Below are 23,190 nucleotides of genomic sequence, written 5' to 3'. Positions count from 1 at the left end.
GTTTTAAGAAGATGGGTGAATTGAAATGGTATGTGGTTCGCTCGGTGAGCGGCCAGGAGAAAAAAGCCAAAACGTATATGGAGACCGAAATCGGTCGCCACAACTTGCAGGAGCTGCTTCCGCAGGTGCTGATTCCGGTTGAGAAGGTGTTTGAGATGCGCAACGGCAAGAAGCGCGTGCGCGAGCGCAACCTGTATCCCGGCTATATTATTATTCATTCGGACCTGACGCACGGTGAGGTGCAGAACATCATCACCTCCACGCCCGGCGTAATTGGTTTTCTGGGCGATAAGGAAACCAAGACTACTAATGCCAAGCCAGTGCCTTTGTCGCTGAACGAGGTAAACCGTCTGCTGGGCGTAGTTGACGAGGCCGAAGAAAAGTCCGCCGAGCTCGAAACCCCTTTCACGGTGGGCGAGCTGGTAAAAGTTATCGATGGCCCGTTCAATGGCTTCAGCGGCAACGTCAACGAAGTATTTGAGGAACGTAAGAAACTAAATGTTATCGTGAAAATTTTCGGCCGCGCTCAGCCGGTAGAGTTGAGCTACACGCAGGTCGAGAAAGAGTAACAAACCTTATACGTCGCCTGATATCCACTCCGGTCAGGCGGTGCTTCCACTAGGAGTATTATCTGAACTGAGGCTAGTACGAGTTACGTCGTGCCCGCCGCAGCTTTATCAACCAAATGGCCAAAGAAATTAGAGGTTACCTGAAACTTCAGGTAAAGGGAGGCTCCGCGAATCCCGCGCCGCCGATTGGACCTGCGCTTGGTAGTAAAGGCTTGAATATCATGGAGTTTTGCAAGCAGTTTAATGCGCGCACCCAGGATAAAGCTGGCCAAATCTGCCCCGTCCTGATTACGATGTACACCGATAAGTCTTTTGACTTCGTCATTAAGACTCCTCCGGTACCGGTTCTCCTGATGGATGCCGCCAAGTTGCAGAACGGCTCGAAAGAGCCAAACCGTAACAAAGTGGGTTCGGTAACGTGGGACCAGGTTCGGACCATCGCCGAAACCAAAATGCCCGACCTGAACGCTTTCAAAGTGGAGTCGGCCATGAAGCAAGTTGCTGGCACTGCCCGCAGCATGGGTATCACCGTAAAGGGCGATTCGCCTTTTGCTGAATAACTAACCGGAGGACATACACAATGGCAGCAATCAGCAAAAAGCGCAAGGAAGCCCTTGCCAAGCATGACCTGACGCAGGTACGCAGCCTGCTCGAAGCCGCGCAAGTGGTGAAGGATATTACGTACACCAAGTTCGACGCCTCGGTTGATATCGACGTTCGCCTCGGTGTAGACCCCCGCAAAGCCGACCAGATGGTGCGTGGTGTAGCCACCCTGCCCCACGGCACTGGCAAAACCGTTCGCGTACTGGCCTTGGTGCCTGCCGATAAAGAAGCCGAAGCTACCGCCGCTGGTGCCGACTTTGTAGGTCTGGACGACTACATCGCTAAAATCGAGAAAGGCTGGACCGACATCGACGTAATTATCACCATGCCTTCGGTAATGGCGAAAGTTGGTCGCCTTGGTCGCGTACTTGGCCCGCGTGGTCTGATGCCAAACCCGAAGTCGGGCACGGTAACGACCGACGTAGCTAAGGCGGTGCAGGAAGTGAAGGCTGGTAAAATCGACTTCAAAGTTGACAAAACCGGTATCATTCATTGCTCAGTAGGGAAAGTATCGTTCGACCCCAGCAAGCTGGCTGAGAACGCGCTGGAAGTGATTCAGACGCTGGGTCGTCTGAAGCCGTCTTCTTCGAAAGGCACCTATATCCGCAGCATCACGCTCAGCAGCACCATGTCGCCGGCAGTGCCGGTCGACAGCACGGTTTCTTCCGCTAACTAATAATATCAACCAACCATGAATCGGGAAGAAAAACAAGCCCTCGTGGATGAGTTGAGCGAGAAGTTTCAGTCGCACAACGCATTCTATATTGCCGATGCCTCGGGCATGTCGGTAGCGAAAATCAATGACTTCCGTCGCCTCTGCTTCAACCGCGGCATGGAATTCAAGGTGTATAAGAACTCGTTCATCCGCAAGGCGCTCGACACCCTCGGCGGCGACACCAGCGAGATGGACGCAGCGCTGAAAGGCCAATCTGGTGTATTGTTCTCGAAAGAGAGCGGCAACGCCCCGGCCAAGCTGCTGAAGGACTTTTACAAAGCCCAGGCTTATGGTCGCGGCGTAACCCCTAAGCCCGCGCTGAAGGGTGCCTTTATCGACGCCAGCATCTTCATCGGTGCTGACCAGCTCGAAGGCCTTACCACTATCAAAGGCAAACAGGAACTGCTCGGTGAACTCATCGGCCTGCTGCAATCGCCCGCCAAAAACGTTATCTCTGCTCTGTCGAGCGGCGGCAACAAGCTGGCTGGTATCCTCAAAACGCTTTCCGAAAAAGAAGAAGCTGCTGGCTAACCGCTGCTCACCTTTTTCAACTTTCAATTTTCAACTTACAACCCCTAATACCCTACCGAAATGGCCGATTTGAAAGCCTTCGCTGAGCAGCTTGTTAGCCTCACCGTTAAAGAAGTAAACGAACTCGCTGGTATCCTGAAAGACGAGTATGGCATCGAGCCTGCTGCTGCTGCTCCCGTAATGGTAGCTGGTGGTGGTGGCGCTGCTGCTGCCGAGGCTCCTGAGGAAAAGACCACGTTTGACGTAATCCTGAAAGCTGCCGGTGGCGCTAAGCTGCAAGTAGTTAAGCTGGTAAAAGACCTGACCGGCCTGGGCCTGAAAGAAGCCAAGGAACTGGTTGACGGTGCTCCCAAGCCCCTGAAAGAAGGTGTTACCAAAGATGAGGCCGAAGGCCTGAAGAAGCAGCTTGAAGAAGCTGGTGCTGAAGTAGAAGTTAAGTAGGTTTGCCTACGGGCTTGCTCCCGAATCGGATTAGGCCTGGCACTTAGCCAGGTCTTTTCCTGTTTGTAGAGAATAAGTTACTTTTTGCAACTGAAAGCGGCTGCTTTTGGTTGTCTTACGCTGGCAGTTTTCTTCTTCTATCATCTAGCATGGAGCGAAGCAAAATACAAGGACCTTATCACGTTACACGTCGCAGGAGTTTCGGACTCATCTGACAAACAGCGTGGTAAGGTCCTTTGCTGCGCTCATAACCCCTGAGTTCGTCTGAAGGCTTTTACCGTAGGTGCAGGTGTAAAGGCAACCTTCCGAACATAGGTTGATAGTAGAGCTAACTCGCGTAGCTGCAATAGCTTACGTGTACATTTTTAAAACCTTTCCAATTGGCTACACCGCAAGCAACTGAGGCCGCCGAAGTCAAACACCTGACTGGGGCCAGTGAGCGAATCAATTTCGCCAAGATTAAGAAAGTTATCGAGTACCCGGACTTTCTGGACGTGCAGGTGCAGTCGTTCCAGGAGTTCTTTCAGCTCGAAACAGCCGCCGCCAGCCGCACGAATGAAGGCTTGTTCAAGGTATTTGCCGAGAACTTCCCGATTTCGGACTCGCGCGAAAACTTCGTGCTGAACTTTATCGACTATCACGTTGACCCACCGAAATACACGGTGGATGAGTGCATCGACCGCGGCCTTACCTACGCAGTGCCCCTGAAAGCGAAGCTGCAGCTCATTTGCAACGACAAGGATAACGAGGACTTCCAAACTATTGAGCAGGAAGTTTTCTTGGGCAATATTCCGTACATGACGGAAAAAGGCTCGTTCGTTATCAACGGTGCCGAGCGCGTTATTGTATCGCAGCTGCATCGCTCGCCGGGCGTGTTCTTTGCCCAGAGCAAGCACACGAATGGCACCAAGCTATATTCGGCCCGCATTATCCCGTTCAAGGGCTCGTGGATTGAATTCGCCACGGACGTAAACAACGTGATGTACGCCTACATCGACCGCAAGAAGAAATTCCCGGTAACGACGCTGCTGCGCGCTATTGGTTACGGTACGGATAAGGACATTCTGGACTTGTTCGGCCTAAGCGAGGAAGTAAAGGCTGATAAGAAAAACCTCAAGAAAGCGGTTGGTCGCAAGCTGGCCGCTCGGGTGCTCCGCACCTGGACGGAAGATTTCGTGGACGAGGATACCGGGGAGGTAGTTTCTATCGACCGGAACGAAGTGCTGCTGGAGCGCGACTCGACCATCAACGAGGAAGATATTGACACCATTGTGGAGGCCGGTGCTAAATCGGTTATTCTGCATAAGGAAAATGTGAATATTGCAGATTTTGCGATTATTTACAATACCCTGCAGAAAGACAACTCCAACTCGGAAAAGGAAGCTGTTGAGCAGATTTACCGTCAGCTCCGGAACACCGAGGCCCCGATGAAGAAACCGCTCGTGATATTATCCAGAAGTTGTTCTTCTCGGACAAGCGCTACGACCTTGGAGAAGTAGGCCGCTACCGGATTAACAAGAAGCTCCAGATTGACATGAGTCAGGAGTCGCGGGTATTGACTAATCAGGATATTGTACTGATTGTGAAGTACCTGATTGGCTTGATTAACTCGAAGGCCATTGTCGATGACATTGACCACCTGAGCAATCGCCGCGTACGCACGGTGGGCGAGCAGTTGTACGCTCAGTTCGGCGTAGGGCTGGCCCGGATGGCGCGTACCATCAAGGAGCGCATGAACGTGCGCGACAACGAGGACTTCAAGCCGGTTGACCTGATTAACGCCCGCACGCTTTCGAGCGTGATTAACTCGTTCTTCGGTACCAACCAGCTGTCGCAGTTCATGGACCAGACCAACCCGCTGGCTGAAGTGACGCATAAGCGTCGCGTTTCGGCGCTCGGGCCGGGAGGTTTGAGCCGCGAGCGTGCGGGTTTCGAGGTACGTGACGTTCACTACACGCACTACGGCCGTCTGTGCACCATTGAAACGCCGGAAGGCCCGAACATCGGTCTGATTTCGTCACTCTGCGTGCACGCCCGGGTAAACTCGATGGGCTTCATCGAGACGCCTTACCGCCACGTAACAGCTGGTACGGTAGACATGACTTCTAATGTGAAGTTCCTGACTGCCGAAGAAGAAGACACGCACCACATTGCCCAGGCCAACTCGCTGCTGAGCGAGGAAGGTAAAATGACGCAGCAGTTGGTGAAAGGTCGTTTTGAAGGTGACTTCCCGGTGGTAGCACCCGACGAGTACACCTACATGGACGTAGCCCCAAACCAGATTGTATCGGTTGCTGCTTCGCTGATTCCGTTCTTGGAGCACGATGACGCCAACCGGGCGCTCATGGGCTCGAACATGCAGCGCCAGGCAGTGCCACTGCTCCGCCCCGAGGCTCCGATTGTGGGCACGGGTCTGGAAGGCCGTACGGCTATCGACTCGCGGGCGCTCATCATCGCCGAAGGCGAAGGCGTGGTTGACTCGGTTGATGCTAACCGCATTATTATTAAGTACGACCTGTCGGACGACGATGTGGCCGTAAGCTTTGATGCTGAGCGTAAGACGTACAGCCTCATTAAGTTCCGTCGTACCAACCAGGATACCTGCCTCAATCTCACGCCGCTGGTGAAAAACGGCGAGCGCGTAACCAAGGGCCAGGTGCTTTGCGAAGGCTATGGCACCAACCGCGGGGAGCTGGCGCTGGGCCGCAACATGCAGGTTGCCTTCATGCCGTGGCAGGGCTACAACTTCGAGGATGCCATCGTTATCTCGGAGCGCGTAGTTCGCGACGATATCTTTACTTCGATTCACATCGAAGAGTTTGAGCTGGAAGTGCGCGAGACCAAGCGCGGCGAAGAAGAGCTGACTTCGGAAATTCCGAACGTGAGCGAGGAAGCCGTTCGCAACCTCGACGACAACGGCATTATCCGCCTTGGGGCGGAGGTGAAGGAAGGCGATATCCTCATCGGCAAGATTACGCCGAAGGGCGAAACCGACCCGACTCCGGAAGAGAAGCTGCTCCGCGCCATTTTCGGCGACAAGGCTGGTGACGTGAAGGATGCTTCGCTTAAGGCGCCGCCCTCCCTGAACGGGGTGGTTATCGGCACCAAGCTCTTCTCGCGGCCCAAGAAGGATAAAAACCTTCGCGCCAAGTCGAAGAAAGAGGTGGAGGACCTGAAGGAAGGCTATGCCCGCGAATTGCGCGGCGTGAAGGCGATAATGATTGATAAGCTGGTAGGCTTGCTGGAAGGCAAGACGAGCCAGGGCATCAAGCACCGCTTTGGCGACGACGTGCTGACAAAAGGCGTGAAATTCAACCGGAAAAATATCAGCGAGGCGCTGTTCCCCGATAAGAATGCTTATCGCGACGAGAGCAACTACGCGGTGCCGGAAGAAGTGAACCTCTTCAAGGACCTGCAGCTGGAAGGCTGGACCGCGGATGCCCGCGTGAATGAGCTGCTGCTCCGCCTGGTGAAAAACTACGCCAAGCGCCGCAACACCATCACGGCTCGCTTTAAGCGGGAGCGCTTCACGCTAGAGGTTGGCGACGAGCTTCCAGCCGGCATTGTTCAATTAGCGAAAGTCTATATTGCCAAGAAGCGCAAGCTGAAAGTAGGTGATAAGATGGCTGGTCGCCACGGCAACAAAGGGGTAGTAGCCCGCATCGTGCGCGATGAGGATATGCCCTTCCTGCCCGACGGCACCCCGATGGACATTGTGCTCAACCCGCTCGGCGTACCGAGCCGGATGAACATCGGTCAGATTTACGAAACCGTACTCGGCTGGGCTGGTCTGAAAATGGGGCGCACCTACGCAACCCCAATTTTCGACGGCGCTACCGAAGACGAAGTAGCTAAGGAGCTGACCGCCGCCGGCTTGCCCGATTGGGGCCGTGCCTATCTGCACGACGGCCTGACCGGCGACCGCTTCGACCAGCCGGTGACCGTGGGCGTGATTTACATGCTCAAGCTTGGTCACCTGGTTGACGACAAGATGCACGCCCGTTCCATTGGGCCGTACTCGCTCATTACGCAGCAGCCGCTGGGTGGTAAGGCACAGTTCGGTGGCCAGCGCTTCGGCGAGATGGAAGTATGGGCGCTGGAGGCCTTCGGTGCTTCCAACGTGCTTCAGGAAATCCTGACGGTGAAGTCGGACGACGTGGTTGGCCGGGCCAAAGCGTACGAAGCCATTGTGAAAGGTGACGTATTGCCCAAGCCGAATATTCCTGAGTCGTTCAACGTGTTGATTCACGAGCTACGCGGTCTGGCGCTGGAAATCACGCTAGAGTAGTAAAATATGCTTACTAAGGAGTTGGTTACGGACAGTGACCAACTCTTCGTGAGTTTTTGGAAGTTTAGTTGAAAAGCGTCTGGTACGAAACAGCTGTCCCGAGACAGGTCAGGGCAGTGAAGGAACCGGCCGCTTATTGTTTATAGAGGAATACAAGACCTGACGAGAATCTACTACGAGGCGTACCTGTCTGACCCGTAGAGCACTTTTCGTAGCGTCAAACTGTTAGAGAAGACTCTGGCAGTTCAAAGCCAAACAGCTAAAAGCTTAACACATACCTAATGGCTTTCGCAAAAAATAAGAAGTTAGTTCAGGACTTCTCCAAGGTTACCATCTCGCTGGCCTCGCCCGAAGCAATTCTGGAGCGCAGCACCGGTGAAGTGGTGAAGCCGGAAACGATTAACTACCGCACCTACAAGCCCGAAATGGGTGGCCTGTTCTGCGAGCGGATTTTTGGTCCGGTAAAGGACTGGGAATGCCACTGCGGCAAATACAAGCGTATCCGCTATAAGGGCATCATCTGCGACCGTTGCGGCGTGGAGGTGACCGAGAAGAAGGTACGCCGCGAGCGTATGGGCCACATCGAGCTGGTGGTGCCCGTAGCGCACATCTGGTACTTTAAGAGCCTGCCGAATAAAATCGGCTACCTGCTGGGCCTGCCCACCAAGAAGCTCGACCAGATTATATATTACGAACGCTATGTAGTGGTCCAGCCCGGCGTACAGGCCGAAGAAGGTGTGCAGCAGCTCGACTTCCTCACGGAGGATGAGTACCTGGACATCATCGACAAGCTGCCCCGCGAAAACCAGCTGCTGCCGAACGAAGACCCGCAGAAGTTCATCGCCAAGATGGGTGCCGACGCGCTGCAAATGCTGCTCGAACGCATTAACCTCGACGAGCTGAGCTACTCGCTCCGCGATTCGGCGGCGCACGAAACTTCGCAGCAGCGTAAGGCTGAGGCGCTGAAGCGTTTGCGCGTAGTAGAAGCGTTCCGGGATGCTGCTACCCGCGTAGAGAACCGCCCCGAGTGGATGGTAATCCGCATGGTGCCGGTTATTCCGCCCGAGCTGCGCCCGCTGGTGCCGTTGGATGGTGGCCGTTTCGCTACCTCCGACCTGAACGACCTGTACCGTCGCGTTATCATCCGCAACAACCGCCTCAAGCGCCTGATTGAAATCAAAGCGCCGGAAGTGATTCTGCGGAACGAGAAGCGTATGCTGCAAGAGGCGGTCGATTCGCTCTTCGACAACTCGCGTAAGGTGAACGCTGTACGTGCCGAAGGCAACCGCGCCCTGAAGTCGCTGTCCGATATGCTGAAAGGCAAGCAGGGCCGCTTCCGTCAAAACCTGCTCGGTAAGCGTGTTGACTACTCGGGCCGTTCGGTAATCGTCGTGGGTCCGGAGCTGAAGCTGCACGAGTGCGGCCTGCCCAAGAACATGGCGGCTGAGCTGTTTAAGCCGTTCATCATCCGCAAGCTCATTGAGCGCGGTATCGTGAAAACGGTGAAGTCGGCTAAGAAAATCGTCGACCGTAAGGACGCCGTAGTGTGGGACATCCTGGAGAACGTGCTCAAAGGCCACCCAGTGCTCCTCAACCGGGCACCTACGCTACACCGCTTGGGCATCCAAGCGTTCCAGCCGCGCCTCATTGAAGGCAAGGCTATCCAGTTGCACCCACTCGTTTGTACGGCCTTCAACGCTGACTTTGACGGTGACCAGATGGCTGTGCACGTTCCGCTAGGGCCGGCTGCCATCCTGGAAGCTTCGATGCTCATGCTGGCATCGCACAACATCCTGAACCCCGCCAACGGCGCGCCTATCGCGGTACCGTCGCAGGACATGGTTCTGGGCTTGTACTACGTTACCAAAGGAAAGCGCTCGACGCCGGAAGAGCAAATCCAGGGCGAAGGCCGAGCCTTCTACTCTGACGAAGAAGTAGTTATTGCTCTCAACGAAAAGCAGCTGTCGAAGCACGCCTACATCAAGGTGCGCACGATGGTTCGGGATGAGAACGATGACCTCGTTCAGAAGACTATCGAAACTGTTGCCGGCCGCGTGCTCTTCAACCAGCTTGTGCCCCAGGAAGTAGGCTTCGTAGATGAGCTGCTAACCAAGAAAAAGCTTCAGCAAATCATCTCGATGGTGTTTAAGCGCACGGGCATGGCCCGCACCGCGCAGTTCCTGGACGACATCAAGACGCTGGGCTTCCAGTCGGCCTACAAAGGCGGCCTGAGCATGGGGCTGGGTGACATTCAGATTCCGAAAGAGAAGGATATTCTTATCAAGCAGGCCCAGGCCGACGTAGCTGCCGTAATGCAGAACTACCAGATGGGTCTGATTACGAACAACGAACGCTACAACCAGGTCATCGACGTCTGGACGCGCATCAACTCGCAGATTACGGAGACGCTCATGGGTCGCCTCGAAAAGGAGAACCAAGGCTTCAACTCCATCTACATGATGATGCACTCGGGCGCCCGCGGCTCGCGGGAGCAGATTCGTCAGCTCGGCGGTATGCGTGGTCTGATGGCCAAGCCTCAGAAGTCGCTGCAAGGCTCGGTAGGCGAGATTATCGAGAACCCGATTCTGTCGAACTTCAAAGAAGGCCTCGACGTAATCGAGTACTTCATCTCGACGCACGGTGCCCGTAAAGGTCTGGCCGACACGGCTATGAAAACGGCCGACGCTGGATACCTGACCCGCCGTCTGGTAGACGTATCGCAGGACGTTATCGTAAACGAGCCCGACTGCGGTACCCTCCGGGGCACCGAAACCTTCGCGCTGAAAGATAACGAAGACATCGTGGAGCCGCTTTCGGAGCGTATCCTCGGCCGTACGGCCGTGCACGATATCATCGACCCGCTGACCAACGAGCTAATCTTGGCCGCCGGTGAGCAAATCATCGAGGAGACTACCCGCCGTATCGACGCGACCAGCATTGAGTCCGTGGAGATTCGCTCGGTACTGACCTGCGAAAGCAAGCGCGGTATCTGCGCTAAATGCTATGGCCGCAACCTGGCTACTGGCCGCATGGTGCAGAAAGGCGAAGCTGTTGGGGTTATCGCTGCGCAGTCGATTGGCGAGCCGGGTACCCAGCTCACGCTACGTACGTTCCACGTAGGTGGTACGGCTTCCAACATCACGGTAGAAGCTAACATCCGCGCCAAGTTTGCCGGTATCGTCGAGTTCGAGGATATCCGTACCGTAGCTGGGGTCAATTCCGAAGGAACTGAAACCAACGTGGTAATGGGTCGCTCGGGCGAGGTTCGGATTGTAGAGAAAGGCACCGGCAAGGTATTCATCTCCAACCACGTTCCTTATGGCTCTTTCCTGCTTGTTAAAGAGGGCGAAGAGGTAGAGAAAGGCAAAGAGCTGGTTAACTGGGACCCTTACAACGCCGTTATTCTGGCCGAGTTCGACGGTACTATCCAGTACGATGCCCTCACGGAAGGCATTACTTACCGCGAGGAAACCGACGAACAGACGGGCTTCCGCGAGAAAGTAATCATCGAATCGAAAGACAAAGCGCAAAACCCGTCGGTATTGCTGAACCCTGCCAAGGGGGCCGATGCGGATGCTACCAAAGCGTATAGCATGCCGGTAGGCGCTCACCTGAACGTCGAAAACGGCGTGAAAGTGAAGGCTGGTCACATCCTGGCTAAGATTCCGCGTGCCGTAGGCAAAACCCGCGACATTACCGGTGGTCTGCCCCGCGTAGTGGAGTTGTTTGAGGCGCGTAACCCCTCGAACCCGGCTGTAGTGTCGGAAATCGATGGTGTAGTAACCTACGGCTCGGTGAAGCGTGGCAACCGCGAAATCTTCGTGGAGTCGAAAGACGGCGTGAAGCGGAAGTACATGGTGCCGCTGTCGAAGTTTATCCTGGTGCAGGACAACGACTTCGTGCGGGCCGGTGCGCCGCTCTCGGATGGTGCCATCACTCCGAGCGATATCCTGAATATTCAGGGCCCCGGCTCGGTGCAGGAGTACCTCGTGAACGAGATTCAGGAAGTATACCGCTTGCAGGGTGTGAAAATCAACGACAAGCACATTGAAGTTATCGTCCGCCAGATGATGCAGAAAGTGCTGGTAATGGACGCCGGCGATACGAGCTTCCTCGAAAATCAGCTCGTTGACAAAGTGCTGCTCATGGAAGAGAACGACATCGTTATCGACATGAAAGTCGTGACCGATTCGGGCGATTCGACCGAGCTGCGCCCTGGTCAGATTGTAACCAGCCGCAAGCTGCGCGACGAAAACTCGTCGCTCCGCCGTCGCGACCTCAAGCTGGCGCAAGTGCGCGATGCGCAGCCGGCCGTTTCGCGGCCCACGCTGCAAGGCATCACGCAGGCTTCGCTGGGTACGGCTTCGTTTATCTCGGCTGCCTCCTTCCAGGAAACGACCAAGGTGCTAAGCGAGGCTGCCATCCGTGGCAAAGCCGACGAACTGCTGGGCTTGAAAGAGAACGTAATCGTTGGTCACCTCATCCCCGCCGGTACTGGCTTGCGCGAGTACCAAGGCATCGAGGTGTCGTCGAAAGACGACCACGCGACCAAGCTGGCTACCCAGGCTGCCGAGCAGGCTGCCGTTCCCGCCAAGCGTCCCTCGCGCGCCAAGCGTGAGACGACCGTGCAGGAATAACGAATGATGTAGGTTTGTAATAGAACCCCCGGCTAGCCTTGGCTAGTCGGGGGTTCTTAATTTGGTAGCACATATTAGCAAGCCTTTATGAAATTCCAATACATAACTTACTTTATAGTAAGTAGTATAGCATCTAAAGCACAAGACGTCCCATTTAAAGTGGGAAAAGCTTATAATGAGTAAGTAGATTCTACAGCAATTCCTGCACAGCTTGTCATATCATTACGATGGATTGCACCAAATGCGAAGGATGTTTCTTGGGGCCATTTGTTCTGTACTAAGTGTCCAAAAGACGGAAATTACAGTTACTACCAAACTGAGTTTTACCAAGGGAATGACCAAGCTAGCATAACGTTTAACGAAAGTGCTCAACCCATAGCATTTAAGCTAAAAATAAACTTAACACAGACGCCCAAGGAGGTGCAAAGCGCAATCAATAAGGTAGTTAAAAAGCTAGAAGCCGATTTTCAGAGGATTGATTTAGACATTACGTCATTTAATGTCAGAGAAAAATTACTCTACAAAGTGATTTTTTACATTCCAACAGAAGACAAAAAGCATTGGACGCAGTACGATAAGCTTGTTTTTACCGACAAAGGGAACATTACTAAATCAAACGATATCGACTAGATGCAGCCCAACCAACCCCAAAACCCCGACCCTAACGCGCTCAACATTGAGCTAAGCGAAGTCATTGCCGAAGGCGAATACGCCAACCTGGCCCTGATTGCGCACAGCAGCAGCGAGTTTGTAGTAGACTTTATTCGCATGATGCCAGGCGCGCCCAAGGCCAAGGTGAAAGCCCGCGTCATTCTCACGCCTGAGCACGCCAAGCGCTTGCTATCAGCTTTGGAGGAGAATATCCAGCGCTTCGAGCAAAGCTTCGGTCCTATCAAAGTGCATCAGGAAGCGCCCAGCTATCCGATGAACTTCGGCGGCGCGGTAGGGAGGCGTAGAGTGCAGCTTACCTAACCGCCGTTAAACGGAAAATTAACTTTTTCAGCGAGTTTGCTATTGCCAAACTATTTTCTTACCTTTGCAGGCCTGAAAATTTGGGAGCAAACGGCTCTCGTTCAACCAATCGCTAAATGCCAACCATCAACCAACTAGTACGGAAAGGCCGGGAAGCTTTGACTACCAAGTCGAAGTCGCCCGCTCTTGATTCGTGCCCGCAGCGTCGGGGCGTATGCACTCGCGTGTATACCACCACGCCTAAGAAGCCGAACTCGGCTATGCGCAAAGTGGCCCGTGTGCGCCTTACCAACGGTAAGGAAGTAAACGCATACATTCCCGGTGAAGGCCACAACCTCCAGGAGCACAGCATCGTGCTCATTCGCGGAGGCCGGGTAAAAGACCTGCCAGGTGTTCGCTACCACATCATCCGTGGTGCCCTCGACACCGCTGGCGTAAGTGGCCGCTTGCAACGCCGCTCGAAGTACGGCGCCAAGCGCCCGAAGCCGGGCCAGCCCGCCGCAGCCGCAGGTAAAGGTGGCAAAGGCGCTCCTGCTAAGAAGAAGTAATTTAATAGTTGTCAGTTGCTAGTTGTCAGTTGTCAGGCCGGATTTCGGTGTTCGCAACTGACAGCTGGCAGCTTACAACTGACAACTAGTTAAACCATGCGTAAGTCTAAACCGAAAAAGCGCATCCTCCTGCCGGACCCCAAGTTCAAGGAGACGCTCGTAACCCGCTTCGTCAATTACATGATGTATGACGGGAAGAAGAACCTGGCCTATACCATTTTCTACGATGCCGTAGAGCAGGTAGAGACCCGTACCAAAGAGAACGGCCTCGAAATGTGGCGCAAAGCGTTGAACAACGTGATGCCGACCGTAGAGGTAAAGAGCCGCCGCGTGGGTGGTGCTACGTTCCAGGTGCCGATTGAAGTGCGCGCCGACCGCCGCATTGCGGTTGGCTCGAAGTGGCTGATTCAGTACGCTCGTCGCCGTGGGGAAAAAACCATGAAAGACAAGCTGGCGGGCGAAATCATTGCTGCTGCTAAGGGCGAAGGTGCTGCCGTTAAGAAAAAAGACGACACCCACCGCATGGCCGAAGCCAACAAAGCCTTCTCGCACTTCCGTTTCTAATATACGCGAATGTTTAGCGGGTTGATGAGCTTAGATTGAATGTTTAACCAGCTTTGGTTGTCTTCTTTCCTGAACTCATCAATCCGCTAACGCGCTAATTAACCTACCGTAATGGCAGTCAACAAAGAGCTACAATACCTGCGCAATATTGGCATCATGGCCCATATCGACGCCGGCAAAACGACTACCTCGGAGCGGATTCTGTACTACACCGGCAAAACCCACAAGATTGGGGAGGTGCACGACGGAGCCGCTACGATGGACTGGATGGAGCAGGAGCAGGAGCGTGGTATCACCATTACTTCGGCGGCTACTACTACCTTCTGGAACTATCCGACTGATGCGCAGGGCAACGCGGTTCCTGAGACGCACCAATACAAAATCAACCTCATCGACACCCCTGGTCACGTTGACTTTACCGTAGAGGTGGAGCGCTCGTTGCGCGTGCTGGACGGTGCTGTGGCCCTGTTCTGCGCCGTATCGGGCGTGGAGCCGCAGTCGGAAACGGTATGGCGTCAGGCTGACAAATATAGCGTTCCGCGCATATGCTTTGTCAACAAGATGGACCGCGCTGGTGCCGACTTCTTCAAGGCGGTAAGCGAAATCAAAGATAAGCTCGGCGCTAACCCGGTGCCGCTGCAAATCCCAATTGGCGCTGAAGACACGTTTAAAGGCGTAGTTGACCTGCTGACTGGCAAAGCCATTGTGTGGGACGACGCGACCGAAGGCAAATCGTACAACGAGGTTCCGGTTCCCGAAGACCTCGTGGAAACGGTAGCCGAGTGGCGCGAGAAGCTCATCGAGAGCGTAGCCGACTACGATGATACCTTGATGGAGAAATTCTTCGAGGACCCGGAGAGCATTACCCGCGAAGAGATGATGGTTGTTATCCGCAAAGCGGTTATCGACATGAAGTTCTCGCCCGTACTGTGCGGCTCGGCCTTCAAGAACAAAGGTGTGCAGACGATGCTGGATGCCGTAATGGCTTACCTGCCGTCGCCGCTCGACATGCCTGCTATCATGGGCACCAACCCCGACACCGGGGCTGAGGTAGAGCGCCACCCCGACAACTCGGAGCCTTTCACCGCTCTGGCGTTCAAAATTGCCACCGACCCTTACGTTGGACGTCTCTGCTTCTTCCGCTGCTATTCGGGCGTGCTCGATGGGGGTTCGTACGTGCTCAACAACCGCACCGGCAAAAAGGAGCGTATCTCGCGCCTCATGCAGATGCACTCCAACAAGCAGAACCCGATTGATAAGATTCAGGCGGGTGATATCGCGGCTGGTGTTGGCTTCAAAGACATCAAAACCGGCGATACGCTGACCGACGAGAAGAACCCGCTGGTACTGGAGTCGATGTCGTTCCCGGAGCCGGTAATTGGCTATGCTATCGAGCCGAAGACGCAGGCCGACGTTGACAAGATGGGTATGGCTATCGCCAAACTCATTGAAGAAGACCCGACCCTGCGCGTGAACACGGATGAGGAGACTGGCCAGACTGTACTGCGCGGTATGGGCGAGTTGCACCTCGAAATCATTATCGACCGGATGCGTCGGGAGTTCAAAGTAGAAATTAACCAGGGTGCTCCCCAGGTTGCTTACAAAGAAATCCTGACCAAGAAAGTTGACCACCGCGAAACCTACAAGAAGCAAACCGGTGGCCGCGGTAAGTTCGGCGACATCGTGTTTGAGCTTGGTCCGAAAGAGACGGAGCCCGAAAAGCCGGGCTTCGAATTCGAGAATGGTATCGTCGGCGGTGTGATTCCTCGTGAATTCATTGCGCCTATCCAGAAGGGCTTCGAAGAGGCCATGAAGCAGGGCCCGTTGGCCGGCTTCCCGATTGAGGGCATGAAGGTGCGTCTGTACCACGGTTCCTTCCACGACGTTGACTCGGACGCGCTGTCGTTTGAACTCGCCGCCCGTGGTGGCTTCCGCGAGGCCGCACGCAAAGCTGGTCCGAAACTGCTTGAGCCTATCATGGCCGTAGAAGTAGTTTGCCCCGACGAATACACTGGCCCGGTAACGGGTGACCTGAACCGCCGCCGTGGCCTGATGAAGGGTATGGATACCAAAGGTGGTGCCCAGGTTATCAAAGCCGACGTGCCGCTGTCGGAGCTGTTTGGCTACGTTACCGACCTGCGCACGCTGTCGTCGGGCCGTGCCTCGGCTTCGCTTACTTTCTCGCACTACGAGACCGTACCGCAAAACATGGCCGATGCCATCATTGCTAAAATAAAAGGCGGTAAATAGTTTTCCTTCAGCTTGTTAACACTGAGGCAATCGGCCTCTCCCAACCATGAACCAAAAAATCAGAATCAAGCTGAAAAGCTACGACCACACGTTGGTCGATAAGTCGGCCGAGAAAATCGTGAAAGCGGTTAAAGCGACCGGCGCTATCGTAAGCGGCCCGATTCCGTTGCCGACGGAAAAGGAGAAGTACACCGTACTTCGCTCGCCCCACGTAAACAAGAAGAGCCGGGAGCAATTCCAGCTTTGCACCTACAAGCGGCTGGTTGATATTTTCTCGACCAGCAGCAAAACGGTAGATGCACTTATGAAGCTGGAATTGCCCAGCGGCGTGGACGTTGAAATCAAAGTCTGAGCCTGAGCTTAGGTATCAAAAAAGCCCCATCAGTAGTTACTGATGGGGCTTTTTTGTTTCTGGTATATCTTAAAAAGACGATTTTTGTATCAAGCCATAAGGCGTAAAGGCAACGCGGTCGCGTACTACTTGGTCGTATAGCGCCTTGCTTATTGCGGGTCGCGGAAGGAGCTTGTGATGACAGTGGTAAGCGACAGCTATATTGAGGACGGGGACTATTTTTATTCCGTTTAAGCGCAGTCGAAAATCAATATCTGAATCCTCTCCGAAGGTGGGAGCGGTATAGCGTTCGTCGAAACCATTAATGGCTTCAAAATCGGCCTTCATCACCGAAAAGTTGGCTCCGAGCAGGCCGCGCTCTTTGCGGTTGAAATATCGTCGTAACCAAGTATTCGTTACGTAAAAGCCATTCATAAAGTGGAACGTACGCCGCCTCAAAAAATCTGCCAGTTGACCCAGCATAATAGCCGGACTTTGCAGAATACCTTGCCGGACTAGCTCAGGCGTAAGCTGAGCAGTGAGCCGCGCAGATATATCGATGCGCCGGCCAGCCAGGCAGCGGCCCAGGCCCCCGTGGGCTAGGTGCTCGGCCACAAAAGCAGGATGAGGAATGCAGTCGCCATCCAAAAAGATAAGCTGCTGGCCTTGAGCTAGCCGAATGGAAGCGTTGAGAATCCGGTTTTTTAGAAACCCCGCGTCGGGGTGCCAATTGTGAGTGATTCTTAATGAAGAGCCTTGACGTAGGGCCGTGAGCTGGGCAACAAAGGCTTCGCTGGAGCCATCGTCGGAAATGATGACCTCAAAGTCTTTTTCTGTTTGGGTTTCGAGTCCGGCCAGTACCAGCTGCAGAAAGTCGAACCGGTTATAAACGGAAATAATAACAGATGCTTTAGTAGGAGTCATAAGTAAAAATAGCGTTCAGCGCCGCTACGATGGATAAGTAAGGCACTTGATGCCGGGTTTGCCCAATGTGCGTTGCCGGCCCGACGGTCCTTACGGAAAAGCGCCTAATACTTTTTTAAGCCGCTTATCTTTGTCTACTATGATTGCTGCCAAGACTTGGCCAGTTTCGCCTGAGCGCTGGCAGTCACCGCACAATTAGTATGTACTGTTTATCAAATGTGGCGTTTTTTTTCGGAGTTCCGGGTACGGCAACTGAGTGTATACTGGGTAGGAGTAATTATTGCCGGCTTGTTTCTGACGCGCTGGGTGCTGGTGTTACCTAGCATTGGAATAGCTGGATTTACGCTTACTGCGTTAGCATACGCCTTGCAGCATAAAGTGGTAGCGCAGCGCAGATATGCACCTCAGCTGCTAAGCTTTGTGGTAGTTTATGGGGTACATATGCTGGCCGGGCTGCTACACAGCAGCATTACCAACCAGGATTTCCAGAAAGACCTGCTCCTGCAACTGCCATTATTGCTTCTGCCGCTCGCTTTCGTATTGCTGCCAAGCTGGGGCACCGCGCAAAAGCAGCAGGTATGGCTAATACTTATTAGCTGCTGCTTACTCTCTGCACTGGGAGCTACCATCCACTATCTGCACCACTCTAAAGAGATAGACGCGCTTTATTCCCGCTCACAGGTAATGCCCACTGAGCCAGACCATATCCGGTTTAGTCTACTGATAAGCATCTCGATTGTTGCCGGAGTAGATATGCTGCTTACCAAAGGAGTTGCCCGTAGCCTGAAAGTTCTGGTAGCTGTCAGCATCACGCTACTCTTTCTGTTTCAACATCTACTTGCAGTGCGCAGTGGGCTGCTTACTGTATATGCCGCCATTTTTACCTATCTGGGCGGCCTGCTTTTCTACCAGGGGCGTTGGAAGCCCTCTGTGCTGGGACTGCTGGCCATTGGCGCTATTGGCGGCTCCTGCCTCTTGCTGTTTCCGACGCTCCAGATTCGGATTAGGAACACGGTGTTTGATACGCAGCATCGCCATATTGCCAGCGCCGCCAATAATTTTTCGGTTACTTCCCGTATCTATTCCTACGAAGTAGCAGAGTCCCTCTTGTGGCAGCATCCGCTACTGGGCATAGGAAAAGTGGCCTTGCCCCATGCAATGGCACAGCAGTATAGCTACCGTTACCCCGAAATAAGCGCTGAGAACTATGCGCTGCCTCATAATCAGTTTCTGTACAATGCAGTTTCCTATGGATTGCTGGGCCTGCTGCTCTTTTTGCTCGGGTTCTACTATCCGTTCTGGCAGGCGCTCAGGGAGCATAATATTCAGGCAGTGGCAATATATTGTATAATATCACTATCCTTCCTGAGTGAGTACACCTTGGAAACCAATATTGGCGTCATTGTCGGGGTGCTGTTTATGCTGATTGCCTTAGCCCCGGTGAGCGAGGCAGCACCGAGGCAACCTATATAATATATAAATTATATTATATAGGTTGCTCATCGCCTGGCTTTTCTGTAGCTAACAGCCTGAGTGAAAATTATTTTATGCGCCAACTTGGTTTTTCTCAGCAAAAACCACTACCTTTGCACTCCCTTAGCGAAAAGGCCACTCGGGCCTTTTCTTTTTGTGTCATTTAATATCCACACAGAATGCCTGGCATCATCGGTAAAAAAATCGGTATGACAAGCCTCTTCACTCCGGACGGGAAGAACATTCCCTGCACGCTCATCGAAGCGGGTCCGTGCGTAGTGACGCAGGTTAAAACTGTCGAAACTGACGGCTATAATGCTGTTCAGCTCGGCTACGGCGAGAAGAAAGCCAAGCGTACTACCAAGGCGCTGGCTGGTCACTTCGCGAAAGCCGGTACCACCCCCAAAAAGCGCCTTGTCGAGTTCCGCACGGAAGACATCGCAACGTATACCCTGGGCAGCACGGTTGAAACCTCGCTGTTCGAAGAAGGTGAGTTCGTTGACGTAGTAGGTACCTCAAAAGGTAAAGGCTTTCAAGGGGTTGTAAAGCGCTACAACTTCCAGGGCGTGGGTGGTCAAACCCACGGTCAGCACAACCGTCTGCGTCACCCCGGTTCTATCGGTGCGTGCTCGTGGCCTTCGCGCGTATTCAAAGGAATGCGCATGGGTGGCCGCATGGGCACCGACCGCGTCAAGATTCAGAACCTGAAAGTGATGCGTATTGTGGCTGATAAGAACCTGATTCTGGTGAGTGGCTCGGTGCCCGGCGCCAAGAACGGCTACGTGGTTCTGGAGAAATAACCTGCTAAGCTTACTAGAGATGGAACTGTCCGTATTCAATAGCAAAGGCGAAGACACCGGCCGCAAGGTTACGCTGTCCGACGCCGTGTTCGGCCACGAGCCGAACGAGCACGTCATGTACCTCGACGTGAAGCAGTACCTGGCCAACCAGCGCCAGGGTACGCACAAATCGAAGGAGCGCGCTGAAATCGCTCGCACCACCAAGAAGCTGAAGAAGCAGAAAGGCACCGGCGGTGCCCGCGCTGGTTCGATGAAGTCGGGTGTGTTCGTAGGTGGTGGCCGGATGTTCGGCCCTCGTCCGCGCGATTACAGCTTTAAGCTGAATAAGAAAACCAAGCGCGTTGCGCGCCTGTCGGCCCTTTCGGTGCTGGCTCGCGAAGGCAAAGTGACCCTAGTTGAAAACCTGGTGCTGAGCACGCCCCGTACGAAAGACTTTGTTGCCATCCTCAATGGCATGAAGCTCAACAACGGCCGCAAGACCTTGTATGTAGCTGCTGAGGCTGACAAGAATCTGCTGCTGAGCGCCCGCAACGTGCAGAAGGTGAAAATTGCTACCCCAGTAGCGCTCAACACCCACGACTTGCTGAACACGGACACCTTGCTGATTAGCGAAGATGGTTTGCGTTCACTGGAGCAATTGTACACCGCTAACAACTCCGCCGAATAATGAGCACGCTGAAACGCCCCATTATCACCGAGAAGGCTACCAGCCTCACCGAAACCGGCCGCTACGTATTCGAAGTGGAACGCACGGCTAACAAGGTGCAGATTAAGAAAGACATCGAGCAGCTTTATGGCGTCACCGTGACTGGCATCAACACGATGCGCACGATTGGCAAAATCAAGTCGAAGGCTACCAAAGGTGGCCAGGTTTCGGGTCGTCGCGCTCACGGCAAAAAAGCCGTTGTGACCCTGAAGGACGGTGACATCATCGATTTCTACGGCAATATCTAATTGCCTTCGCCGCAAAAGCCCAACTAGCTAGTAATGGCACTTAAAAAACTCAGACCAACCACGCCAGGCCAACGCTTCCGCGTGGCCCCGGCCTTCGACGAGCTAACGACGTCGACGCCGGAGAAGTCGTTGCTGACCTCGCTCAAAAAGAGCGGTGGCCGCAACTCTTCGGGTAAAATGTCTAACCGCTATATTGGCGGTGGACACAAGACCCAGTATCGTATCGTAGACTTCAAGCGTGACAAGAACGGTGTTCCGGCCACGGTGAAGACTATTGAGTACGACCCCAACCGCACGGCGCGCATCGCCTTGCTACATTACGCCGACGGCGAGAAGCGCTACATCATCGCCCCCGCTGGCCTGAACGTAGACGCGACCATCGTATCGGGTCCTGGCGTAGCTCCCGACCTTGGCAACGCGTTGCCGCTTCGCGAGATGCCCCTCGGTACTATCGTGCATAACATTGAGCTGCAGCCCGGTCAAGGTGCTGCTATCGCTCGCTCAGCTGGCACGTATGCCCAGCTCGTCGCCCGCGAAGAGCGGTACGCTACCCTCAAGCTGCCCTCCGGTGAGATGCGCATGGTACTCGTTACCTGCACGGCCACGGTTGGTACAGTATCTAACGGCGACCATATGAACGTGGTGATGGGCAAAGCCGGTCGCAACCGTTGGGCTGGTCGTCGCCCCCGCGTTCGTGGTGTAGCCATGAACCCTGTTGACCACCCAATGGGTGGTGGTGAAGGTAAATCGTCGGGTGGTCACCCACGTAGCCGTAACGGTATCTTCGCGAAGGGTCAGAAGACCCGCAACAAGAACAAGTATTCTGAGAACCTGATTGTCAGCCGCAAAGGCAAGAAGTAATATATGGCACGTTCACTCAAAAAAGGGCCGTACATTGACTTCCGGCTCGAGAAAAAGGTAGAAGCGCTCGAAAGCGCTGGCAAGAAGTCGGTGGTTAAAACCTGGTCGCGGCGCTCGATGATTTCGCCCGACTTCGTAGGCCACACCTTCGCAGTCCACAACGGGAACAAGTTCATCCCGGTCTATGTAACTGAAAACATGGTGGGCCACAAGCTCGGCGAGTTTGCGCCCACGCGCAACTTCCGCGGTCACGTCGCCAAAAAAGATAAAGGCAAGCGTTAAGATGGAAGCAGTAGCCAAACTCCGCAACGTACCTACCTCGCCGCGCAAAATGCGCTTGGTAGCCAATCTGGTACGCGGCAAGCGCGTTACCCAGGCCCTCGGCCTGCTCCGCTTCGAAGCCAATTCGGGCGCTGAGCGCATCGAAAAGCTCCTCTTGTCGGCGCTAGCCAACTGGCAGGCTAAGAATGCTGACGAGCGTATCGAAGATGCTGACCTCTACGTGACCGAAATCATGGTGGACGAAGGACGCCAACTGAAGCGTCTGCGCCCTGCCCCCAGGGTCGCGGCCATCGTATCCGCAAGCGTAGCAACCATGTTACCTTGGTAGTTGGTCCGCCTCTCGAATCGCAGCTGACTCGTAAAGAGCGCAACAAGCTGAATCGTAGCAATAACCAGCCAGTAGCTGCGCCCGACAAAAACAAGCCTGCCAACGAAACCCCTGCCAACGCTTAATCTATCATGGGACAGAAAGTAAATCCCGTCGGTTTCCGACTCGGCGTTATTAAAGGCTGGGACTCAAACTGGTACGGCGGCAAGGATTTTGCCGACAAACTCGTTGAGGACGAGAAAATCCGCAAGTACATCAACGCCCGTATCCAAAAGGGCGGTATCTCGCGCATCGTTATCGAGCGCACCCTGAAGCGGATTACCATCACCATCAACACGGCTCGTCCGGGGGTGGTAATCGGTAAAGGTGGCCAGGAGGTTGATAAGATCAAGGACGAGCTCAAGGAAATCACCAAGAAGGACGTTCAAATCAACATCTTTGAGATTAAGCGTCCTGAGCTGGACGCTCGCCTGGTAGGGGAGAGCATCGCACAGCAGCTGGCTGCTCGTATCTCGTTCCGTCGCGCCATGAAGATGTCTATCCAGGCTGCTATGCGGGCTGGTGCTGAAGGCATCAAAATTCAGTGCGGTGGCCGCCTAGGTGGTGCCGAGATTGCTCGCTCGGAGCAGTACAAAGAAGGTCGTACCCCGCTGCACACGCTGCGCGCCGACATCGACTATGCTCTGTCGGAAGCCCAAACGGTGTATGGCAAAATCGGCATCAAGGTGTGGGTAATGCGCGGTGAGGTATTCGGCAAGCCCGACCTCTCGCCAAACCAAGTGCCTGCTGGTCAGCAGGGTGGTGATGACCGTGGCGGCCGTGGTGGCGACCGTGGTCCGCGCCGCGATGGTGACCGCAACGACCGTGGTCCGCGTCGCGATGGCGACCGTGGCCCGCGTCGTGACGGCGCCGCCGGTGGCCCCGTGGTGGCCAGGGCGGCCAAGGCGGTGGCAACCGTGGTGGTCAAGGCGGTGGCCCCGCTGGCGGTGGCAACCGCGGCGGCCAGGGTGGCGGCCCCCGTCGCTAGGGTTACTTAAACTAGTCTGAGCCGTATCCTGAATCATTTTGTTCAGGGTACGGTTCACTGCTAATATTTTTCAAGTTTTCTTTTTTTACTCA

The 23,190-nt window shown here is 54.4% G+C and carries 18 protein-coding genes and 3 pseudogenes; 20 read left to right on the top strand and 1 reads right to left on the bottom strand.

Annotation, left to right across the window (positions count from 1 at the left end):
• The first annotated feature begins 11 nt into the window (after positions 1–11).
• The 12 genes and pseudogenes from nusG to rpsJ all read left to right on the top strand — a co-directional run bounded on the left by nusG (position 12) and on the right by rpsJ (position 16,470).
• Positions 12–569 carry a transcription termination/antitermination protein NusG gene (nusG, locus tag GKZ67_RS15520; RefSeq protein ID WP_173244001.1) on the top strand — a complete coding sequence of 186 codons (558 nt, stop codon included), beginning with the start codon at positions 12–14 and terminating at the stop codon, positions 567–569.
• 116 nt (positions 570–685) lie between these two features.
• On the top strand, positions 686–1,129 hold the full coding sequence (rplK, locus tag GKZ67_RS15515) for a 50S ribosomal protein L11 (protein WP_068340394.1): 444 nt from the start codon (positions 686–688) through the stop codon (positions 1,127–1,129).
• 20 nt (positions 1,130–1,149) lie between these two features.
• Positions 1,150–1,848 carry a 50S ribosomal protein L1 gene (gene rplA / locus GKZ67_RS15510; protein WP_151086067.1) on the top strand — a complete coding sequence of 233 codons (699 nt, stop codon included), beginning with the start codon at positions 1,150–1,152 and terminating at the stop codon, positions 1,846–1,848.
• 15 nt (positions 1,849–1,863) lie between these two features.
• Positions 1,864–2,418: a 50S ribosomal protein L10 gene (rplJ, locus tag GKZ67_RS15505; protein ID WP_173243998.1), complete on the top strand. Its 555-nt coding sequence runs from the start codon at positions 1,864–1,866 to the stop codon at positions 2,416–2,418.
• Between the two features lie 60 nt (positions 2,419–2,478).
• Positions 2,479–2,859 (top strand): 50S ribosomal protein L7/L12, encoded by a 381-nt coding sequence (rplL, locus tag GKZ67_RS15500; protein WP_173243995.1) that lies wholly within the window; start codon positions 2,479–2,481, stop codon positions 2,857–2,859.
• A gap of 422 nt (positions 2,860–3,281) precedes the next feature.
• Positions 3,282–7,147 (top strand): annotated as a pseudogene (rpoB, locus tag GKZ67_RS15495) (DNA-directed RNA polymerase subunit beta).
• 281 nt (positions 7,148–7,428) lie between these two features.
• Positions 7,429–11,784, top strand: coding sequence for a DNA-directed RNA polymerase subunit beta' (rpoC, locus tag GKZ67_RS15490; RefSeq protein WP_173243992.1), 4,356 nt, complete (start codon positions 7,429–7,431; stop codon positions 11,782–11,784).
• Between the two features lie 630 nt (positions 11,785–12,414).
• Positions 12,415–12,756, top strand: coding sequence for a DUF3467 domain-containing protein (locus tag GKZ67_RS15485; RefSeq protein WP_173243989.1), 342 nt, complete (start codon positions 12,415–12,417; stop codon positions 12,754–12,756).
• A 116-nt stretch (positions 12,757–12,872) separates the two neighbouring features.
• A complete protein-coding gene (gene rpsL / locus GKZ67_RS15480; RefSeq protein ID WP_068340417.1) occupies positions 12,873–13,304 on the top strand; it encodes a 30S ribosomal protein S12 in 432 nt (143 codons plus the stop codon).
• A 96-nt stretch (positions 13,305–13,400) separates the two neighbouring features.
• The gene (rpsG, locus tag GKZ67_RS15475; RefSeq protein WP_144846837.1) at positions 13,401–13,868 is read left to right on the top strand and encodes a 30S ribosomal protein S7; all 468 of its coding nucleotides are present in this window, start codon (positions 13,401–13,403) and stop codon (positions 13,866–13,868) included.
• 111 nt (positions 13,869–13,979) lie between these two features.
• Positions 13,980–16,118 (top strand): elongation factor G, encoded by a 2,139-nt coding sequence (gene fusA / locus GKZ67_RS15470; protein ID WP_173243986.1) that lies wholly within the window; start codon positions 13,980–13,982, stop codon positions 16,116–16,118.
• Positions 16,119–16,164: 46 nt separating this feature from the next.
• Positions 16,165–16,470 (top strand): 30S ribosomal protein S10, encoded by a 306-nt coding sequence (rpsJ, locus tag GKZ67_RS15465; RefSeq protein WP_151086051.1) that lies wholly within the window; start codon positions 16,165–16,167, stop codon positions 16,468–16,470.
• A gap of 69 nt (positions 16,471–16,539) precedes the next feature.
• On the opposite strand, the gene GKZ67_RS15460 is transcribed toward rpsJ, so the two are convergent.
• On the bottom strand, positions 16,540–17,373 hold the full coding sequence (locus GKZ67_RS15460; RefSeq protein ID WP_173243984.1) for a glycosyltransferase: 834 nt from the start codon (positions 17,371–17,373) through the stop codon (positions 16,540–16,542).
• 216 nt (positions 17,374–17,589) lie between these two features.
• Between GKZ67_RS15460 and GKZ67_RS15455 the strand changes: the two genes are divergently transcribed.
• The 8 genes and pseudogenes from GKZ67_RS15455 to rpsC all read left to right on the top strand — a co-directional run bounded on the left by GKZ67_RS15455 (position 17,590) and on the right by rpsC (position 23,098).
• Complete coding sequence (locus tag GKZ67_RS15455; protein ID WP_173243979.1) at positions 17,590–18,846, top strand: O-antigen ligase family protein; 1,257 nt, start codon at positions 17,590–17,592, stop codon at positions 18,844–18,846.
• A 179-nt stretch (positions 18,847–19,025) separates the two neighbouring features.
• Complete coding sequence (gene rplC, locus GKZ67_RS15450) at positions 19,026–19,646, top strand: 50S ribosomal protein L3 (protein WP_151086047.1); 621 nt, start codon at positions 19,026–19,028, stop codon at positions 19,644–19,646.
• Between the two features lie 19 nt (positions 19,647–19,665).
• Positions 19,666–20,313, top strand: a complete 648-nt coding sequence (rplD, locus tag GKZ67_RS15445) for a 50S ribosomal protein L4 (protein WP_173243976.1) — start codon at positions 19,666–19,668, stop codon at positions 20,311–20,313.
• Entirely contained in the window at positions 20,313–20,600 is a 288-nt protein-coding gene (gene rplW, locus GKZ67_RS15440) for a 50S ribosomal protein L23 (protein WP_068340438.1), read from the top strand. The genes rplD and rplW overlap by 1 nt, the downstream gene beginning before the upstream one ends.
• Positions 20,601–20,633: 33 nt before the next feature.
• On the top strand, positions 20,634–21,461 hold the full coding sequence (gene rplB / locus GKZ67_RS15435; RefSeq protein WP_151086043.1) for a 50S ribosomal protein L2: 828 nt from the start codon (positions 20,634–20,636) through the stop codon (positions 21,459–21,461).
• Positions 21,462–21,464: 3 nt separating this feature from the next.
• Positions 21,465–21,743, top strand: coding sequence for a 30S ribosomal protein S19 (gene rpsS, locus GKZ67_RS15430; protein WP_068340444.1), 279 nt, complete (start codon positions 21,465–21,467; stop codon positions 21,741–21,743).
• A 1-nt stretch (position 21,744) separates the two neighbouring features.
• Positions 21,745–22,127, top strand: a pseudogene (rplV, locus tag GKZ67_RS15425) (50S ribosomal protein L22); the annotation flags it as partial.
• 75 nt (positions 22,128–22,202) lie between these two features.
• Positions 22,203–23,098 (top strand): annotated as a pseudogene (rpsC, locus tag GKZ67_RS15420) (30S ribosomal protein S3).
• Positions 23,099–23,190 lie beyond the last annotated feature (92 nt).

Origin of the sequence: Hymenobacter sp. BRD67 (genome assembly GCF_013256425.1) — a bacterium.
Taxonomy (GTDB): Bacteria; Bacteroidota; Bacteroidia; order Cytophagales; family Hymenobacteraceae; genus Hymenobacter.
This window is presented reverse-complemented; position numbering and strand designations above follow the sequence as displayed.

Bases quoted from the DNA above. Each gene is read 5' to 3' on its own strand.
- GKZ67_RS15485 (WP_173243989.1), top strand. From the start codon at position 12,415: ATGCAGCCCAACCAACCCCAAAACCCCGACCCTAACGCGCTCAACATT.
- rpsJ (WP_151086051.1), top strand. From the start codon at position 16,165: ATGAACCAAAAAATCAGAATCAAGCTGAAAAGCTACGACCACACGTTG.
- rplW (WP_068340438.1), top strand. From the start codon at position 20,313: ATGAGCACGCTGAAACGCCCCATTATCACCGAGAAGGCTACCAGCCTC.
- rplL (WP_173243995.1), top strand. From the start codon at position 2,479: ATGGCCGATTTGAAAGCCTTCGCTGAGCAGCTTGTTAGCCTCACCGTT.
- rplC (WP_151086047.1), top strand. From the start codon at position 19,026: ATGCCTGGCATCATCGGTAAAAAAATCGGTATGACAAGCCTCTTCACT.
- rpsG (WP_144846837.1), top strand. From the start codon at position 13,401: ATGCGTAAGTCTAAACCGAAAAAGCGCATCCTCCTGCCGGACCCCAAG.
- rplB (WP_151086043.1), top strand. From the start codon at position 20,634: ATGGCACTTAAAAAACTCAGACCAACCACGCCAGGCCAACGCTTCCGC.
- GKZ67_RS15455 (WP_173243979.1), top strand. From the start codon at position 17,590: ATGTGGCGTTTTTTTTCGGAGTTCCGGGTACGGCAACTGAGTGTATAC.
- rplK (WP_068340394.1), top strand. From the start codon at position 686: ATGGCCAAAGAAATTAGAGGTTACCTGAAACTTCAGGTAAAGGGAGGC.
- rplJ (WP_173243998.1), top strand. From the start codon at position 1,864: ATGAATCGGGAAGAAAAACAAGCCCTCGTGGATGAGTTGAGCGAGAAG.
- nusG (WP_173244001.1), top strand. From the start codon at position 12: ATGGGTGAATTGAAATGGTATGTGGTTCGCTCGGTGAGCGGCCAGGAG.
- rpsL (WP_068340417.1), top strand. From the start codon at position 12,873: ATGCCAACCATCAACCAACTAGTACGGAAAGGCCGGGAAGCTTTGACT.
- rpoC (WP_173243992.1), top strand. From the start codon at position 7,429: ATGGCTTTCGCAAAAAATAAGAAGTTAGTTCAGGACTTCTCCAAGGTT.
- GKZ67_RS15460 (WP_173243984.1), bottom strand. From the start codon at position 17,373: ATGACTCCTACTAAAGCATCTGTTATTATTTCCGTTTATAACCGGTTC.
- rpsS (WP_068340444.1), top strand. From the start codon at position 21,465: ATGGCACGTTCACTCAAAAAAGGGCCGTACATTGACTTCCGGCTCGAG.
- rplA (WP_151086067.1), top strand. From the start codon at position 1,150: ATGGCAGCAATCAGCAAAAAGCGCAAGGAAGCCCTTGCCAAGCATGAC.
- fusA (WP_173243986.1), top strand. From the start codon at position 13,980: ATGGCAGTCAACAAAGAGCTACAATACCTGCGCAATATTGGCATCATG.
- rplD (WP_173243976.1), top strand. From the start codon at position 19,666: ATGGAACTGTCCGTATTCAATAGCAAAGGCGAAGACACCGGCCGCAAG.